The following is a 16,468-nucleotide window of genomic DNA, read 5'->3' as shown; positions in this document are numbered from 1 at the left end:
ATGATATTTGCGTCATGTGTCATATTTTATAACGCACTGTGTACCATTTTACATTCTGATTTTTTAGTTCTACCCCGATTTACCGAGCGGATACCAGATGATAAAGATTGAAGCCCTCAATAGGCAAATACATTGAAAATTAAATAAAGATTACGTAAACTATTGTCGATTTGATCCAAAATATCGCCAGAAAAAGATTTAATTAATTTTATAAAGAATATTCTTTTGGCAAAAACTACAAGAATAACTTTTACTGTTATCTAATTTTAAATTGCTTAACAGAAGTTTTGCTTTGACAATTTTTAGTTGCATAGACAGAAAAAATCTCAAGACTCTTTAGCTGTTCTCAGGTTAAAAGCTTGAAACTTTGGCGTGCAAAAGGGAGTAGAAAAAAGTTTTTTCATCCGTTGTTAGTGTATGTAGTTCACCAATAAGAGTTCAACAATTCTAGTTTTTTAACCAGGGGAGTTAACAAAAAAATGCCTTGGCAACTATCGTCTCAAATTCCGATTAATCCTATCCATGCTGCTTTAGGAAGAACAGGTAAGATATTGTTCTTTGGTGGTTCAGGTAACGATCCTAGCCAAACAGCGTATGACAATTCTCCAGAAGGGGTTAGGCTTTGGAAGCCTAGTGACGGAACCTTCACTACTCCCACAATCCCACGAGATAGTAGTGGAAACCCAATTGACCTTTTCTGTGCTGCTCACTCATTCCGAGCCGACGGACAATTATTTGTTGCAGGTGGAACTCTACAATATGACCCATTCTATGGTATAAACGATTCCTTTATATTTAATTTCACTGCTAATAGCGGGAACGGAGGTTGGACAAAAGTGGCATCAATGAATAGAGGCCGCTGGTATCCTACCGTATTAACGCTGGGTGATGGGAGAATTTTTACTCTGTCGGGTTTAGATGTAACTGGTAACCTCGATCGCAACCCAGAAATTTTTAAAGGTTCTACTGGTTGGAAGATTTTTACACTACAAACCAGTGCATTTTCTCTCTATGCCCACTTGGTATTGTTGAGTAGTGGCAAACTTTTTTATACGGGCGCTCAATTGGGGGGCAACAATGGTGTATCACCACGCATTCTGACTTTACCTTCAAAATTTAATCAAGCGATCGCAGAACAGTCAGTATCTGGATTGCAAGCTCCAGATAGTGCGAACCAAGCTGCTAGCGTATTACTCCCACCCGCTCAAGACCAAAAGGTGATGATTATCGGTGGCGGTGGAGAAGGTGTAGCAACAAACCGAGTCAATATTGTAAATCTCAATGCTACTACTCCCACTTATACAGCAGCACCCTCTCTCCTGAATGCCAGGATGCACCATAATGCCGTTATATTACCCGATCGCACCGTATTTGTGTGTAATGGCAGCAGAGGTGAAGAGGATATATCACAATCTACGCTGCCAGCAGAGATTTATAATCCAGCCACGAATACCTGGAAGGCAGTAGAGACACCAATTGTTAACGGCCGCGTCTATCATTCAGTTGCAGTCTTGCTGCCAGATGGCAGAGTAGTTGTAGCGGGAGGAAATCCTAGTCGTGGTACTTATGAAAATCGCATAGAAATTTATAGTCCGGCGTACATATCGCAGACAAGACCCATAATTAGTAGTGTTCCCACGACAGCAAACTATAACAGCACAATCACCATCCAAACAAATCAATCTGCAACGAACATCAAATGGGTTCATCTAATTAGACCAATGGCAACAACTCATGGTCTAGATACAGAACAACGGCTAGTAGATACGCCGATTAACTCTAGGAGTGGCAATTCTCTCACAGTTCAAATAACGAGTAATCGCAACATTGCACCTCCTGGCTACTACATGCTGGTTGTTGTTAACAACAATAATATTCCCTCAGTGGCAAGTTGGATTAAGTTAGTATAATTTTCAACTTCTGCTTAATAAGTAATGCTCTATAGCGTTCATTTCAAAAATCAAAGCAGTATCAATCAGCCAATCTCGCTCGCCTACAGCAAGCCTAGAACAATGGCAAACGGCAAGTAATTCTGGGATTTACAGATGAAATTAAAGTTAACACGCAGACAATTTGGTCAGTTGGCGCTGGCAAGCACCACAGCAGCAACGGTGGGACTTGTTTACAGTAAAGGCCTTGCACAATCCAATACAGGCACGGTTATTTTAGGTATCAAACCTGGTATTGTTGACAACGACATCGATACCAACCTAGACTCAGATACCACCGACCTCGTTAACACAAGCCAAACCACAATAGATCCATCGATCCTACAGCCAATCGTCGTAAAGTCTTTTAATGTCAGCACTCAGGAAATTAAGACCGTGCTGACCACCGCACCAATTTTGGAGACTTGTGAGCGGTTGAGTGGTTTTGCCTTCATAAACGGCCAACTCATAGCAGCCGCAAGCGATATCTGTACAACAAAGAAAAAGGACAAAAAAGTTCGTTTAATCGATTTAAATTCTCTAGAAACTGTAGATATATCGGGACTAAAAAACGATGAAGATGTTTACCAATTACTACGCTTGAAAGACGGCTCACTTGCTGCTTTAGTCGGCAAAGAAAAAGGAAAGGGGTTTTCTAAGATAGTAACAATTGACTTCAAGACAGGTCAAATTACAGACCGTAGCAAAATACCCGAAGATAAGCGGGTCACTGCTGTAGCTGAGTGTTCAAACGGAAGTTTCTACGGAATCAATACTAATAAGGTAGGCGAAACCAGCTTGTCTGAGATCGGTCAAGAAGAATCAAAAAAATTGAAATTCCAAGGTAAAACTTTGAATAATGGTTGTGACGGATTAGTTTGCACTTCCTCAAACGAATTATTTGCCTTAGTTGCATTTAGGTATGAATCTCCTAAATACTTGCACACAATCAATAAGGATAATGGAGAGATGCAGAGAATAAAAGGGTTTAATGTTGCTAAAATCACCCTTGCATAGGCATTGGTGGCAGGTAGGGGCAATTCATTAATTGCCCCTATCGCGTGTAGTTTTGTGTAAGTCCTCTAGTTGAAGAAACCGAAGCCATCCTACAACTGCTGGCTCTAAAGTCAAGTTGGAATTCAAATAATAAAGATACATCAACTACTTCCTGTGGGGTGGGCAACATGAGCGCCCACCCCACAAGATTAGATAATTTATTTGTTAGAAGTCCCTAAATCGGCGTTAAAAAGCAAACTATGTGTAAACTATATAAAGATAAATAAATCGCAAGAATGCATCTACCGAGCTGACTAAAATATTGGTGCGTAGTTTTTGGGTATTTCTGAGTTGTGAACAAGATAAAACTCTGTTAAACCTGAAAATTACGGATAGTCAAAAATCTGTGGCTAAGTCAGGGAATGTAGAAACCCTTGACTTACTTCGTTTAAGCGAAGGGTAGTTTATTTGCCACAAAGGTAAACAAGATCCAAAAGTTAGAAAAATGAAGCCAGCAGACTCTGCTATTTTCCATTGCCATAATTTTTAATTTTTTGTATGATTTCGCTCTCTCCTATTCTCCAAGCTAGACTTTCCCAACCCTTAAAGATTGGCTCATTCGAGGTAAAAAGTCGGGTTCTCCAGTCGCCTTTATCTGGAGTGACAGATATGGTGTTTCGCCGTCTCGTGCGTCGCTATGCACCAGATTCGATGATGTATACCGAAATGGTGAATGCTACAGGGTTGCATTATGTCAAGCAGTTGCCCAAAATCATGGAGGTAGATCCCAACGAACGCCCAATTAGCGTTCAACTATTTGATTGTCGTCCCGATTTTTTGGCAGAAGCAGCAATCAAAGCGGTTGCCGAAGGTGCTGATACTGTTGATATTAATATGGGTTGTCCGGTAAATAAAATCACTAAAAATGGTGGTGGTTCTTCGTTGTTGCGGCAACCAGAAGTAGCAGAGGCAATTGTGCGGGAAGTAGTAAAAGCTGTTGATGTCCCTGTAACAGTCAAAACTCGTATTGGCTGGAATGACAACGAAATTACTATTCTCGACTTTGCCAAGCGGATGGAAGATGCAGGGGCGCAAATGATCACAGTTCACGGACGTACCCGCGCTCAAGGATACAATGGCAATGCCCGTTGGGAATGGATTACTCGTGTAAAAGAAGTGCTTTCTATTCCAGTCATTGGGAATGGAGATATTTTTTCCGTTGAAGCGGCGGTGAAATGTTTAGAACAAACTGGCGCTGATGGTGTGATGTGTTCCCGTGGGACTTTGGGTTATCCGTATTTGGTGGGAGAAATCGATCATTTCCTGAAAACTGGGGAGATATTACCAACACCTACCCCGATTCAGCGTTTGGAATGTGCAAGAGATCATTTACAAGCCTTGTGGGAATATAAAGGCGATCGCGGTGTGCGTCAAGCCCGTAAGCACATGACCTGGTATGCTAAAGGTTTCGTAGGTGCTGCCGAACTCCGAGGACAGCTAAGTTTGGTTGAAAAGGTAGATCAAGGTTTGGCAATGATTGACCAAGCAATTGAAAAATTAGCTAATGGCTATGAGTTAGAGGAAGAAGCTCAAGGTAGTTTGGTAATGCTTTAAAAAGTTGATTTTATCACTACCTTGCGGTGATATCTTTGGTTGCTAAAAGTTGCGCGATCGCTTAGATTCTGCTATTTTAAAAATCTGGTAAAAAATAGATGTAGCACTACTAAGTTTATACAATACTTTTGAATAACGCATATTTAATTTTTGGATATATCTAATAAGGGTTTTTTTTAATTGCAATGTCAAATCTTCAAACTAATTTAACTTTTTATTGCGTTTCAATCCCTAATAGGGATTTTGATGAATTGTAATTCTGACCTCTGGGATGATTTGGCGGAGGTAAAGCAGGTTTCAATCCCTAATAGGGATTTTGCTGAATTGCAATGCCGCCCTCTCCTTGTTTCCATGATTTGAATTCAAAGTTTCAATCCCTAATAGGGATTTTGCTGAATTGCAATTTGCAGCAAGAATTATCTGGTTGTTAATGCTAGAAGCGTTTCAATCCCTAATAGGGATTTTGCTGAATTGCAATTAGCGGGTATATGCACGATTACTGCCTTTGGCTCTGTTTCAATCCCTAATAGGGATTTTGATGAATTGCAATTCCTGATTAGCCATTTTCGTACAGTCTCCCTTTGTTTCAATCCCTAATAGGGATTTTGATGAATTGCAATTTGGTTTTGCCAAACTTGTCGCAAGGGGTTCAACCCGTTTCAATCCCTAATAGGGATTTTGATGAATTGCAATAATTAAGCGATTTATCTGTCCAATAACACTCACGTAGTTTCAATCCCTAATAGGGATTTTGATGAATTGCAATTCCTTTGGCGCTGTCCACGTCGTAGACGATGACTTGTTTCAATCCCTAATAGGGATTTTGATGAATTGCAATAATACCAGTCGTAGGTTATTGTCAGTTGATATAAAGCGCCGTTTCAATCCCTAATAGGGATTTTGATGAATTGCAATATCCATCAATCAACGGATTTTGCAGGCACGGGAAAAGTTTCAATCCCTAATAGGGATTTTGATGAATTGCAATTCAACTATCAAGTCATTAAGAGGTTTTTCAGCATCAGTTTCAATCCCTAATAGGGATTTTGATGAATTGCAATAGAAGCAAGTAGTATAACAACTTGTTACAGCATTGTTTCAATCCCTAATAGGGATTTTGATGAATTGCAATTTATTCTGGATTCCCTCTGTCCATGCCCACGATTCAGGTTTCAATCCCTAATAGGGATTTTGATGAATTGCAATAATACTGATATCATGCCTAATCTCACAGGATTAAGTTTCAATCCCTAATAGGGATTTTGATGAATTGCAATTCGAAGGCATTCATCAATAGTATTCCTGAAAGAGTTTCAATCCCTAATAGGGATTTTGATGAATTGCAATTCGGCGTTGGTGGCTTTGCTATGAAGCATGAGTGGGTTGTTTCAATCCCTAATAGGGATTTTGATGAATTGCAATCATTAGTTCCATCTTTTCCGTTTGCCCCTGGTTGTTTCAATCCCTAATAGGGATTTTGATGAATTGCAATTGGCATCAAGCACTGATATACACTCCTTTGTGAAGTTTCAATCCCTAATAGGGATTTTGATGAATTGCAATTTTCCTGGAATCTGGACAAGATATTTCACTATCTGTTTCAATCCCTAATAGGGATTTTGATGAATTGCAATCAAATTCTATTTCTAAAGCTTGTAGTTGTGGTTCAAGTTTCAATCCCTAATAGGGATTTTGATGAATTGCAATAAATTATAGGGCGCAAAAATTGCGTTTCGGTTAGTTTCAATCCCTAATAGGGATTTTGATGAATTGCAATTTACCAAGTGCGATCGCTGTTGTTGCATTATTTTGTGTTTCAATCCCTAATAGGGATTTTGATGAATTGCAATGGCTGGGGTCTGAAAGCCCTGTTGTATTTGGTTTTCAAGGTGCAGTTGCGCGAATAGGAAAATCATAACACAGCAAATAGTCATAGCAAAAGATGCAAATCGCTGAAAGCCAGTCCCCATAAGGTGCGCGGATGGTTTAAAAGTACTCTTGCCCTGAAAGCTTTGTATAGATAGAGCAGCAGCCATTTTTTGCCCCTTCTCATTTTGTACACCTACCCATCCGCGCATAAGGCAAGAAAATTAGTCTGATTTACTAATCGCTATCTTTATTAAAATAAGCGATCGCCTAATACTTCCACACCTTAACTTACCAAATCAGGGAATACCTCTTGTACAGCCGGATGAACTAAGCGATGATTCTGCACATTCACACCCTTCGCTAAGGCTGGGTTAACTTCCAAAGCCATAATTCCCAAATTCGCCAACTGGACGATATAAGGTAATGTACTGTTATTGAGTGCCTGAGTTGCTGTCCAAGGTACTGCTCCTGGCATATTGGGAACGCCATAATGCACTACACCCTCTTCAACGTATACCGGATTTGTATGAGATGTGGCGTGTAAGGTTTCGATACAACCGCCTTGGTCAACCGCTACATCAACTATTACCGAACCAGGACGCATTTGTTTGACCAATTCGCGCGATACTAGTATTGGCGCTCTACGTCCTAACACTAAAACTGCACCGATGAGCAAATCGGCTTCTTTGACTGCGGCTTCAATATGAGCAGAGTTGCTGTAAAGTAATTCAACTCTAGAGCCAAAGAGGGTTTCTAGGTAAGATAAGCGCTCGACACTTACATCTAAAATCTGCACGATCGCACCCACGCCCACCGCAATTTTAGCTGCTTCTGTGCCGACAACGCCGCCACCTAAAATTACTACTTTGCCTGCTTGGACTCCAGGGACACCGCCTAAAAGTAATCCTCTACCACCTTGCTGACGTTCTAGAAATCTCGCCCCAAATTGTACTGCTAGCCGACCGGCAATTACGCTCATGGGGGTGAGCAAAGGGAGTTTGTTAGCACCAGGTTGTTCTACAGTTTCGTAGGCGATCGCAGTTGTGCCACAATCAATTAAATGCTCTGTCAATTTGCGATCGGCAGCTAAATGTAAGTAAGTAAATAATATCTGCCCTTTCTGCAAAAATTTATACTCAGATGTCAACGGCTCTTTGACTTTCACAACCAATTCCCGATTCCAAGCCGTCTCTGATGTAGGGGCAATCTCCGCTCCAGCACTTCTGTAGTCATCATCTGAGAATCCAGCACCATTACCTGCTTGTGTCTCGACGAAGATGCTATGACCATTTTCTTTTAGCACCCGCACGCTAGAAGGACTTAACCCTACACGAAATTCTTGATCCTTATTTTCCTTCGGAACCCCGATTTCCATATATCGCCTCTGATAATTTTTTTGTTTAACTTTAGCCTGCGAATCTCAAGCTTGCTACCGACTTATTACAGATAGCTGTATTAGAGATAGTTAATCTGTGTTCTAAGTTTCTTAATTTAATCTGAGTAGCCCCAAACTCAAGCCCTTGACTATTACCCCAGTATTTATACAATATATAAAGAATAGTAACAAATTATTAAAAAGGTAATTGTATAGCTCCATACTAGGAAGCTTTTGCTGAATTAATCGAGTCATCTTGGCATTCAAGCACTGCAATCAGCTCATAAATTGACAAGTGAGTAAAGGTTAAGGGGAAAACAACCAGTTAATTCCTTTAACCTTTGCCGCTTATACCTGACAACTCTTGTAAAGTCTCATATCAACTCCCGTTTGCCGAAAAAAGGTTTCTTAAAAATGACACAAACACAACCAACAATTACACCTAAACTAGAGGAGCCAAAGTTTGGCTTTAACGAATATGCTGAACGCCTAAATGGTCGAGCAGCTATGATTGGCTTCGGTTTGCTGCTGGTGATTGAATATGTCACCAATCAAGGGGTGCTATCATGGCTGGGTCTGAAGTAGTGCCACCAACCAGCACAAGGTGGAAGTTATAAGCTAGTAGTTAAAAGAGTTTCAACCAGCTGGAACAACCAGTTGGTTTTGACTTTAACAATTGATCGCGAACTACTTTGTTTTAGAATGTAAGCAAGAGAGGAATCGAAATACCTATTAGTGATGGAAATATCATAGACTTGCAACTAATATAGGCAAGGCGATTAATGAGTATACTTTCTACCCAACTAACAAAAACTATAATTTAGTGTCTGCCTTGGATAAGAAAGGTAAATTACGGGTGAGGTATTCTTGGTAAATATATACAAAAGCTGAACTGGAACCAACCAAGCTGTGATGAATGCTGTATTACCTCGTTTTTTGAAGTCAACCTACCGAAAAGAGCCACTAATCAGTATATTGGTGACGATGGGCGCTATGGATGCCCTGATTGGTGGATTGAATGATAGCTGGTCGTTGTTCGCTTTTGGTTTGGGAACAACAGGCATAGCGCTAGGCTTTAAGTTGTGGCGTTTCCAACAGCGCCGTCCTCTACCAGAGGAGCCTGTAGTACAACATTATTTGCCCTCTCGTTCTTCTAGTGCGCCTTTACCAATGTTAAGCGTTTCTAAGAAAAAACCACCTCTTTAAGAGTGTTGAGTTATGAGAGACGCGATTAATCGCGTCTGTACAAGAGTTAGGAGTTATCAATTCATAACTCTATAGGATTTGTTTGTATATAAAAAGTGAGGAAAAAGTGTGAGTAGTCAGGGAAGAGGTGGGGGTAATTTTTTACGGACGAATATTATCCTGGCATTTATGGCAGCTATCGCCCTTCCAGTGATTACCTGCGGAGGGTTCTACGTTCATCAAGCTCATGCTGCTGTTGAAGTAACACCAACCTCCCAAACTACTAATAGTTTTGCTAATGCCCAACTACTTTACACACTCAGAGGACATAACGGAACAGTTAAATCCCTCGCTTTCACTCCAGATAGCAGAGTTCTTGCGAGTGGAGGTGCGGAAAACGAGGGTATTATTCGTCTGTGGAATCCAGCAAATGGCAAAAAGTTAGGGAGTATTAACAAAGCACACAAAGCAGCCGTAGAGTCTTTAGTGATTTCACCAGATGGGCAAACCCTCGCTAGTTGTAGTGATGACAACACGATTAACCTCTGGAGCCTGAAAAACTTTAAATTTAGCCGCTCTTTTGTCGGACATACCAGCAATGTATTATCTTTAGCTGTGTCTCCTGATAGTAAAGTTCTCATCAGTGGAGCTTTGGATGGGATTCGTCTATGGGATTTACTACAGCAGCGCCCTCTAGGGACTCTGGTAAGCTTCGATAATTTGATTTATACTCTGGCCATTAGCCCTAACGGGCAGACCTTGGCTAGTGGTGATAGTAAGGGTGTAATCAAGCTGTGGAGCTTGACTAGTGGTAAATTAATCAGTGAATTTGTAGCTCATTCTAATGTTGTTAGCGCTGTCATCTTTACACCAGATGGAGAAACATTAATTAGTGCTAGCCGTGATCGCACAGTCAAACTGTGGAATATTAATACTGGAGAATTAGTCCGTACCCTTACAGGACATAATAACTGGGTAAATGCGATCGCCATTAATCCCGATGGACAAACCCTTGCTAGTGCCGGTAGAGATGGGATTAAGTTGTGGAATTTAACTACAGGTGAGTTAATAAATACACTGAGTGGACATACAGACTGGGTAAGTGCGATCGCTTTTAGTCCAAATGGTAAAATTCTTGCCAGTGGTGGATTCGATCGACAAATCAAGATTTGGGGAACTCCACAAAAACGTAATTAACAGTGAACAGCAAAACCCTGACTTCTTAAAATAAGTTGTGGTTCTGAATGACTTTGGAAATCCCTGATACCAGAAAAAGCTACCTCCTTAGTCTGTAAGGATTTCAGTCCATGTAGATGGGTTAAAGCTTTGCATAAATATGTAAGGCTTTTCGGAAATTAGCGTTCGTGTAGCATCTTCTTTAGGACAAGGTATTGCAAGCATTAACCGTGTTTGCTAAACTTTTGTCTTGCCTTTTTAGAGTTTTTATCGTCAAAAATCAACTAAAGCTCAGACTAGATTGTGCCAGAACTACCCAAAATCAATGATAGTAGCAACCAAGAGCGATCCCCGATTGTTGAATGACTGTAAATACTTGATGAAAATACAGCCAAGCTAATATCTTATCCAGAAAATTACTGTAAGTATAAACATAGGTAACTTTAAATCATCTATGCAGCTACTTGCCCTATAAAATCGGAACAATTTTTGAACTTAGGCAATCTTAGAACTGGTCATCGTCAGTAAATGCACTCAGGTAAAAATTACGATCTTGTCTGAAGCCAAAGGGTTGTAGCGCTTAAACGCTATTTGAAACGTAAGACAACTTGCTACTTAAATGATGTTTAATTTTCCCGAACTGCTTTTGATCCCCATTTCGATAGAATGGCTAGGCAGAACCCTAAAACTAAAAACCGCTTTTGACTGCGACGCACATGAATCAACTGAACAATGGTTTTACGATATTTCTAAGTCTGCTAGTCGAGGCGATGCCTTTTTTGCTTCTTGGGGTTTTATTCTCCAGTTTGCTGCTATTTTTTGTTGATGAGCGCAAATTAGTAGAAAAAATGCCCAAAAATCCTCTGCTGGGTGCTTTAGTTGGCAGCATGATTGGCTTTTTATTTCCGGTGTGTGAGTGCGGGAATGTACCGGTAGCGCGGCGGTTCCTGATTCAGGGAGTACCCACACCAGTCGCCATTGGTTTTTTGCTAGCAGCACCAACAATTAACCCGATTGTAATTTGGTCAACTTGGACAGCATTTCGAGATCAGCCAGAAATAGTGGTCTTACGAGTCGTATTTTCCCTAGCAATTGCCACAATTGTTGGTTTTGTTTTCAGTTTTCAAAAGGACTTAAATCCGATAATTCAACCTGCGATCGCTCGGTATATGAAGTTTAATCCACCCGCGCAGCCTGAAACCAAGCGCCGTGGCAAACGTTACCAATTACAAGAGCAAGAAGCAATACCAAATATTTTGCAATCCGGGACTTATATCTTAGGAGGAAAAGCAGGTGTACCTCTGCGGATAGATGCTAATTTTGTACAAGCGACTACCCCAATTTCTTATACTAATAAACCCCTTGCAGATAAACTCCGCTTAGTGGTAGATAATAGCGTCCAAGAATTCCGGGAATTGGGCGGAGTGATGATTTTAGGAAGTGCGATCGCAGCTGCAATTCAAGTTCTAGCTCCCCGTGAAACGATACTGACTCTGGGTGCTGGCCCTATTAGCTCGATTGTGGTCATGCTGATATTAGCAGTAGTGGTGTCAATTTGTTCTACAGTCGATTCTTTCTTTGCCCTATCTTTTGCCTCAACCTTTAGCAGTGGTTCGTTGTTAGCATTTCTGGTATTTGGGCCAATGATTGATATCAAAAGCGTTGGTTTGATGTTATCTATTTTTAAGCCAAAAACTGTCTTTTACTTATTTGCTTTAGCAGCACAATTAACATTTGTGTTCACTCTTTTCCTCAACTTGCATGTTTTTTAAATTTTTTTATTATTAGTCATTTGTCTTTTGTTTTTTGCTAATCCCCAGTAAAGAATGACCAATGACCAATAACCAATGACCAATGACTAATGACCAATGACCAATGACTAAATCTAAAATCCCAAATCTATTACTTCCTTGGTTGGATGCCCTAGCAATTGCATCTTGGGGCATTTTGATGGTGAGATATTGGCTAACTAACAAGTTGAACCTGTTGATTCACCCAAATTACATTTGGTTCGTGGTTGTGACTGGTATCAGCTTGATTGTTATTGGTTTCTTCAAGATGCAGGAACTTTGGCAGCACCGTCGTCGTGATGTGATGGCAAACGCCCAGCACATTAGTTTATTTCCCCCTGGTTGGGGCAGTGCTTTATTGTTGATTGCAGCGATTTTAGGTTTCATTTTTACACCACAAGTTTTTGCTAGTGACAAAGCACTCCAAAGGGGTGTAACGGCTGATTTATTGGGAACTACACGTGTCAAACCCCAAGCTTTTCGGGCTACTGTTCGTCCAGAGGAGCGATCGCTTGTAGACTGGGTACGCACTGTTAATGTCTATCCAGAACCAGATACATATACAGGGCAAAAAGTCAAAGTTCAGGGATTTGTCATCCATCCGCCAGATATAGGAAAAGAATATTTGTTCTTAGCCCGATTCGTCTTAACTTGCTGTGCAGCAGATGCTTACCCAGTAGGATTACCCGTCAAACTCCCCAACAATCAAGAGCCTTATTCCCCCGACATCTGGCTAGAAGTAGAAGGACAAATGGTAACAGAAAATTTGGCAGGTAAACGCCAACTGACAATAGCCGCTACTTCTCTCAAAAAGATTCCTCAACCCCAAAATCCATATAGTTATTAGTCATCAACAAATGACAAATGACAAATGACAAATAACAAATGACAAATGACAAAATTTAAAGCATTTATCCAACCACTAGATCGGATAGCGATCGCACTGATGCTACTGCTAACTGTGCTGATTGGGTTAATTATATTACAAGGTGATGTCGTAACTGCTCGTGTGCGGGATTTTACCTGGCAAAATCAACAGATTGGGGCGGAAGATAACTCTTTCACCCTCACCTTTAGTCGCCCAATGGAAACAAAAAGCGTAGAGGATAATTTGAAAATCGAGCCACCCCTAGCAGGTAAATTTAGCTGGGCGGGGCGGCGAATGGTTTATACGCTGCTAACACCCGCACCTTATGGCACGAATTATAAATTGCAGTTACAGGGAGCCAAAGATAAGTTTGCACAGCAAGAAGGTAAAAATCGGTTGATTCAGCCCTTTATAGGGAGTTTCCGCACACGCGATCGCGTCATTCTTTACATAGGAACCGATAAAGAAGAACAGGGACGATTAGTTTTATACAACTTAACCCAAGAGCAAAAAAGGATACTTACTCCCAAAGACTTGATAGCAATGGACTTCGAGTCATTTCCTGATGGGGAGAAAATTTTATTTTCGGCTCGCGCCAGCAATAACCAAGACTTACTTTCAGCCCAAATATACACGGTGACAACCGGTGTTTCTAGTAACTCTAGACAAGAAGCAAAACCAGGAGGTAAAGTTGACCTAGTTTTAGATAGTAAAGATTATCAAAACCTGAAATTTGACTTATCACCTGATGGGCAAACTATTGTCATTCAGCGCGGAAACAAAAATAATCCCGGCGACTTTGGACTATGGTTTATGCCAGCAACCAGCGACGGTTCAGCAGAAAAACCCACTCCTAAACGTCTCAAAAGCCAACCAGGGGGAGACTTTATGATCACCCCAGATAGTAAAGCTGTAGCAGTTGCCCAAGGACAGGGAGCAGCAATATTACCACTGCAAGGTGATGCCAGTAAACCCCTAGATTTTCTGCCGCAGTTTGGTTTGGTACAGGCTTTCTCTAAAGATGGCTCTCAAGCAGCGATGGTAAAGTTTAATACAGATTACACGCGAGATTTGTTTTTGGTGACAAACCAAGGTGTACAGAAACAACTATTAAAAACAACAGGCTCAATTCTCAGTTGCCAGTTTGATATTGCTTCACCCACCCTCTACTGCTTGCTGACACAGCTAGTATCTAAAGAACAATACATAGAACAGCCTTATGTGGTGGCAATTGATCTGAAAACCGGGCAACAGAAACCACTGCTAGTACTGCCTCCCGCTCAACGAAATGTGCAAATGAGTTTATCTGCTGACGGTTTAGGCTTGTTATTTGACCAAGTAGTGCCGCAGACAAGCTCCCCAGCATCATTACCCACAAATACTTTGAAAACTGATGATGGCGATGTCATTGCTACCAGCAGCCTGTGGTTAATGCCTTTGTTACCCATTGCTGATGCTGCAACTGTTGAAATTAGACCAGAACAACTCCCCTTAGCCGGATTTCATCCTCGTTGGCTACCTTGATCGAATAATTCGTAATTCGATTTCGGAAGATTCAGTTAGAGACATCCAAAAATTAAATTACTCAATTCCTGTATTCAATACGACTATCAAATTTCTTTCCCCCTGCTTCCCAAAGGTATTGATGATTTTTTTATTTGGAAGTCTCTTAAGGTTCTCGCCACCAAAACTCGAGTTGAACCTAATGGAGTTCAGTTCCATCCTTACGGAGTAGATAGCGATCGCTAATCAACTTCAAGACTACTCTACCTATTTCTGGATGCGTTTTCTCAATGAGTGGTTGCACAATAACGCCTTCCATGATGCAATTAGGACTGACTACACTATTGGCATTATTAAACTGAGATACTGCTTCCCAAGTGTAAGCACCGATATAAAGCACAGGCACTCTCGGCAAAGCAAATTCATCACAAAAAGCCACAAAATCGCTGTAATTGAGAAAATAACTGCCGCGACGCACAGCAAATATAGCAATTCCAATGTTGCCATTATTCAAGCCATATTTTATATCTTGTACGCCGTAGATTTCGCCAAAAATCTGAGTTCCTGGCGGAAGTTTCTGGAAAGCTTCGTTTTCGTTGTAAGCACGAATATAAACTAATTTTTTGTTTACTTCGCTGTTTTTCCAGAAGTAATTATGGCTGCCAATTTTAGTTGTGCCATCAGCATCAACTAAAACAGAGAAGTTAGTTCCGTGCAACTTCTCTGTTACAACAACTTCTTCACCTTCAATTAGGATGTTTTTGTAACGTTTAAGGTTTTCTGGACTGGGGAATTTGTAATGTCCAATAAAACTTTCTACTTCCCCGCTCATCCCTTGAGGAATTGGATATTCGTACTTTGTTACACCAAAATACTCCGTGTAGTCGTCTCCGATATTTCCCATAAAGTTATTACCAACGGGAATAAGCAAACCCTCAGAAAAAATTCCGCGAAGTTTAGCAGCACGCAGTTTTTTCGAGTAGTAGTTACGAATACCAAACTGTTCTAAAAAGTTTTCTGGAATAACACTATCAATCGGAAAATAAAAAGCTAAATTACCAGGTTGAAAGTTCCCTTTGACTATAATTACTTGATACCCCATATCTTCAATAGAGGCAATATCTAGTCTATCAGCATTAGGATGAGGATTAATGCTGTTGATTTTGACAACTTCAACTTTAAAAATACTCATAGCTCACCTCTTTTGAAAAAAATAGATTTTAGAAAAGCTATAAATTTAGTACACAGTATGGGCGTACAGCTAGCATACGTGTCAAATTAAGGCTGAAATCTTTGAAAATTTAGACTTTGGCTCTCTTTTAGTGGCGTGAGATTACGAATTAGTAACTATTTGTTGATAATTTACCCAAGCTTCCCAAAAAAGATAAATTGATAGTGTTCCTAAGAAGATGCGAAGCACTAAATTTACAGTCGAATCTGGCAGTTTTGGCAATGTGCGAGTACTCATCTGAACGCCTAAAAGACCACCAAATCCCAAAACTAGACCTTGAGTAAAGAGAATATTTCCCTCTAATGCGTGTCCTGTGCAGGCAGCTAAAGCAGTAATGACAATCACACCTAAACTAGTCTGAATTGCGACTTTAATTTCTTCTTTTAGTAGTAACATTTGCAGTGGCACCATAATTGTACCGCCACCTAAGCCAAATAAACCTGCTAAAATTCCTGCTGCTCCGCCAGTGCCAATTTTAGAAACTAATGGGTTAAATACTGGTTCTATATTCTCTTTTTGCTTGAGCGCTAGTTGCTTACGAAGTTCAATCAAATAGATATTAGCGAGTAGTATGATGCCAAACGTAAAGAGTATTATATAGGATGGAATTTTATTGGCGAAATATACACCTATTCCAGTAGTTAAGAAGGCGGGAATTCCTAAGTAAATTACTCGTTTCCAGTCAAAGTACCCCATCCACCAATTCTGCAAACTTCCAGAAATTGAAGTAATCAGAATAGCAAGGCTACTAGTAGCGATCGCCTGAACGGGAGTATAACCAAGTGTGACTAAAAGAGGAATTGTGATAATACCGCCACCTATTCCTAAAAGTCCAGCTATAACTCCAGATATTAGACCCCCAGCTACTAAAATTAACCAACTAAAATCAATCATAAATGAGAATTGAGAATTGAGAATTGGGAATTGGGCATT

General features: G+C 40.5%; 13 protein-coding genes and 1 CRISPR repeat array. Of the genes, 10 read left to right on the top strand and 3 right to left on the bottom strand.

Translation table 11 applies throughout. The features are described 5' to 3' along the window. The first annotated feature begins 479 nt into the window (after positions 1 to 479). The 3 genes from V7K38_RS02640 to dusB all read left to right on the top strand — a co-directional run bounded on the left by V7K38_RS02640 (position 480) and on the right by dusB (position 4,538). Positions 480 to 1,910, top strand: coding sequence for a galactose oxidase-like domain-containing protein (locus V7K38_RS02640; RefSeq protein WP_334855204.1), 1,431 nt, complete (start codon positions 480 to 482; stop codon positions 1,908 to 1,910). A gap of 135 nt (positions 1,911 to 2,045) precedes the next feature. Continuing rightward, the gene (locus V7K38_RS02635) at positions 2,046 to 2,945 is read left to right on the top strand and encodes a hypothetical protein (RefSeq protein ID WP_334855203.1); all 900 of its coding nucleotides are present in this window, start codon (positions 2,046 to 2,048) and stop codon (positions 2,943 to 2,945) included. 537 nt (positions 2,946 to 3,482) lie between these two features. Then, positions 3,483 to 4,538 (top strand): tRNA dihydrouridine synthase DusB, encoded by a 1,056-nt coding sequence (gene dusB, locus V7K38_RS02630; protein ID WP_334855201.1) that lies wholly within the window; start codon positions 3,483 to 3,485, stop codon positions 4,536 to 4,538. Positions 4,539 to 4,759: 221 nt separating this feature from the next. Further along, positions 4,760 to 6,388: direct repeats of the CRISPR family, unit length 37 nt; unit sequence GTTTCAATCCCTAATAGGGATTTTGATGAATTGCAAT. A 302-nt stretch (positions 6,389 to 6,690) separates the two neighbouring features. Here the strand turns inward: dusB and ald are convergent. Beyond that, positions 6,691 to 7,782: an alanine dehydrogenase gene (gene ald, locus V7K38_RS02625; protein ID WP_334855199.1), complete on the bottom strand. Its 1,092-nt coding sequence runs from the start codon at positions 7,780 to 7,782 to the stop codon at positions 6,691 to 6,693. Between the two features lie 414 nt (positions 7,783 to 8,196). On the opposite strand from ald, the gene V7K38_RS02620 reads away from it, so the two are divergent. From V7K38_RS02620 to V7K38_RS02590, 7 genes are all read left to right on the top strand, one after another. Continuing rightward, on the top strand, positions 8,197 to 8,367 hold the full coding sequence (locus V7K38_RS02620) for a hypothetical protein (protein WP_094344343.1): 171 nt from the start codon (positions 8,197 to 8,199) through the stop codon (positions 8,365 to 8,367). A 327-nt stretch (positions 8,368 to 8,694) separates the two neighbouring features. Next, positions 8,695 to 8,988 (top strand): hypothetical protein, encoded by a 294-nt coding sequence (locus V7K38_RS02615; protein WP_334855197.1) that lies wholly within the window; start codon positions 8,695 to 8,697, stop codon positions 8,986 to 8,988. Between the two features lie 108 nt (positions 8,989 to 9,096). Continuing rightward, the gene (locus V7K38_RS02610; protein WP_334855195.1) at positions 9,097 to 10,164 is read left to right on the top strand and encodes a WD40 repeat domain-containing protein; all 1,068 of its coding nucleotides are present in this window, start codon (positions 9,097 to 9,099) and stop codon (positions 10,162 to 10,164) included. 598 nt (positions 10,165 to 10,762) lie between these two features. Beyond that, positions 10,763 to 10,969: a hypothetical protein gene (locus V7K38_RS02605; protein ID WP_334855210.1), complete on the top strand. Its 207-nt coding sequence runs from the start codon at positions 10,763 to 10,765 to the stop codon at positions 10,967 to 10,969. Next, complete coding sequence (locus tag V7K38_RS02600) at positions 10,914 to 11,915, top strand: permease (RefSeq protein ID WP_334855209.1); 1,002 nt, start codon at positions 10,914 to 10,916, stop codon at positions 11,913 to 11,915. The genes V7K38_RS02605 and V7K38_RS02600 overlap by 56 nt, the downstream gene beginning before the upstream one ends. Positions 11,916 to 12,018: 103 nt before the next feature. Beyond that, positions 12,019 to 12,780 carry a TIGR03943 family putative permease subunit gene (locus tag V7K38_RS02595; RefSeq protein ID WP_334855193.1) on the top strand — a complete coding sequence of 254 codons (762 nt, stop codon included), beginning with the start codon at positions 12,019 to 12,021 and terminating at the stop codon, positions 12,778 to 12,780. 45 nt (positions 12,781 to 12,825) lie between these two features. After that, positions 12,826 to 14,325 carry a hypothetical protein gene (locus V7K38_RS02590; protein WP_334855192.1) on the top strand — a complete coding sequence of 500 codons (1,500 nt, stop codon included), beginning with the start codon at positions 12,826 to 12,828 and terminating at the stop codon, positions 14,323 to 14,325. A 178-nt stretch (positions 14,326 to 14,503) separates the two neighbouring features. Here V7K38_RS02590 and V7K38_RS02585 read toward each other — a convergent pair whose 3' ends face one another. Both V7K38_RS02585 and V7K38_RS02580 read right to left on the bottom strand, forming a co-directional pair. Next, positions 14,504 to 15,496, bottom strand: coding sequence for an RNA ligase (ATP) (locus V7K38_RS02585; RefSeq protein WP_334855191.1), 993 nt, complete (start codon positions 15,494 to 15,496; stop codon positions 14,504 to 14,506). Positions 15,497 to 15,637: 141 nt separating this feature from the next. After that, positions 15,638 to 16,429, bottom strand: a complete 792-nt coding sequence (locus V7K38_RS02580) for a sulfite exporter TauE/SafE family protein (RefSeq protein WP_334855207.1) — start codon at positions 16,427 to 16,429, stop codon at positions 15,638 to 15,640. Between the last annotated feature and the right edge of the window lie 39 nt (positions 16,430 to 16,468).

The sequence above is a fragment of the Nostoc sp. genome (assembly GCF_036917465.1).
Classification (GTDB): Bacteria; Cyanobacteriota; Cyanobacteriia; order Cyanobacteriales; family Nostocaceae; genus Nostoc.
Note: the sequence above shows the minus strand (reverse complement) of the source record. Positions and strands in the feature narration are given on the sequence as shown.

Coding starts and splice junctions, on each gene's coding strand:
- V7K38_RS02640 (WP_334855204.1), top strand. CDS start 480: ATGCCTTGGCAACTATCGTCTCAAATTCCGATTAATCCTATCCATGCT.
- V7K38_RS02635 (WP_334855203.1), top strand. CDS start 2,046: ATGAAATTAAAGTTAACACGCAGACAATTTGGTCAGTTGGCGCTGGCA.
- dusB (WP_334855201.1), top strand. CDS start 3,483: ATGATTTCGCTCTCTCCTATTCTCCAAGCTAGACTTTCCCAACCCTTA.
- ald (WP_334855199.1), bottom strand. CDS start 7,782: ATGGAAATCGGGGTTCCGAAGGAAAATAAGGATCAAGAATTTCGTGTA.
- V7K38_RS02620 (WP_094344343.1), top strand. CDS start 8,197: ATGACACAAACACAACCAACAATTACACCTAAACTAGAGGAGCCAAAG.
- V7K38_RS02615 (WP_334855197.1), top strand. CDS start 8,695: ATGAATGCTGTATTACCTCGTTTTTTGAAGTCAACCTACCGAAAAGAG.
- V7K38_RS02605 (WP_334855210.1), top strand. CDS start 10,763: ATGATGTTTAATTTTCCCGAACTGCTTTTGATCCCCATTTCGATAGAA.
- V7K38_RS02600 (WP_334855209.1), top strand. CDS start 10,914: ATGCCTTTTTTGCTTCTTGGGGTTTTATTCTCCAGTTTGCTGCTATTT.
- V7K38_RS02595 (WP_334855193.1), top strand. CDS start 12,019: ATGACTAAATCTAAAATCCCAAATCTATTACTTCCTTGGTTGGATGCC.
- V7K38_RS02590 (WP_334855192.1), top strand. CDS start 12,826: ATGACAAAATTTAAAGCATTTATCCAACCACTAGATCGGATAGCGATC.
- V7K38_RS02585 (WP_334855191.1), bottom strand. CDS start 15,496: ATGAGTATTTTTAAAGTTGAAGTTGTCAAAATCAACAGCATTAATCCT.
- V7K38_RS02580 (WP_334855207.1), bottom strand. CDS start 16,429: ATGATTGATTTTAGTTGGTTAATTTTAGTAGCTGGGGGTCTAATATCT.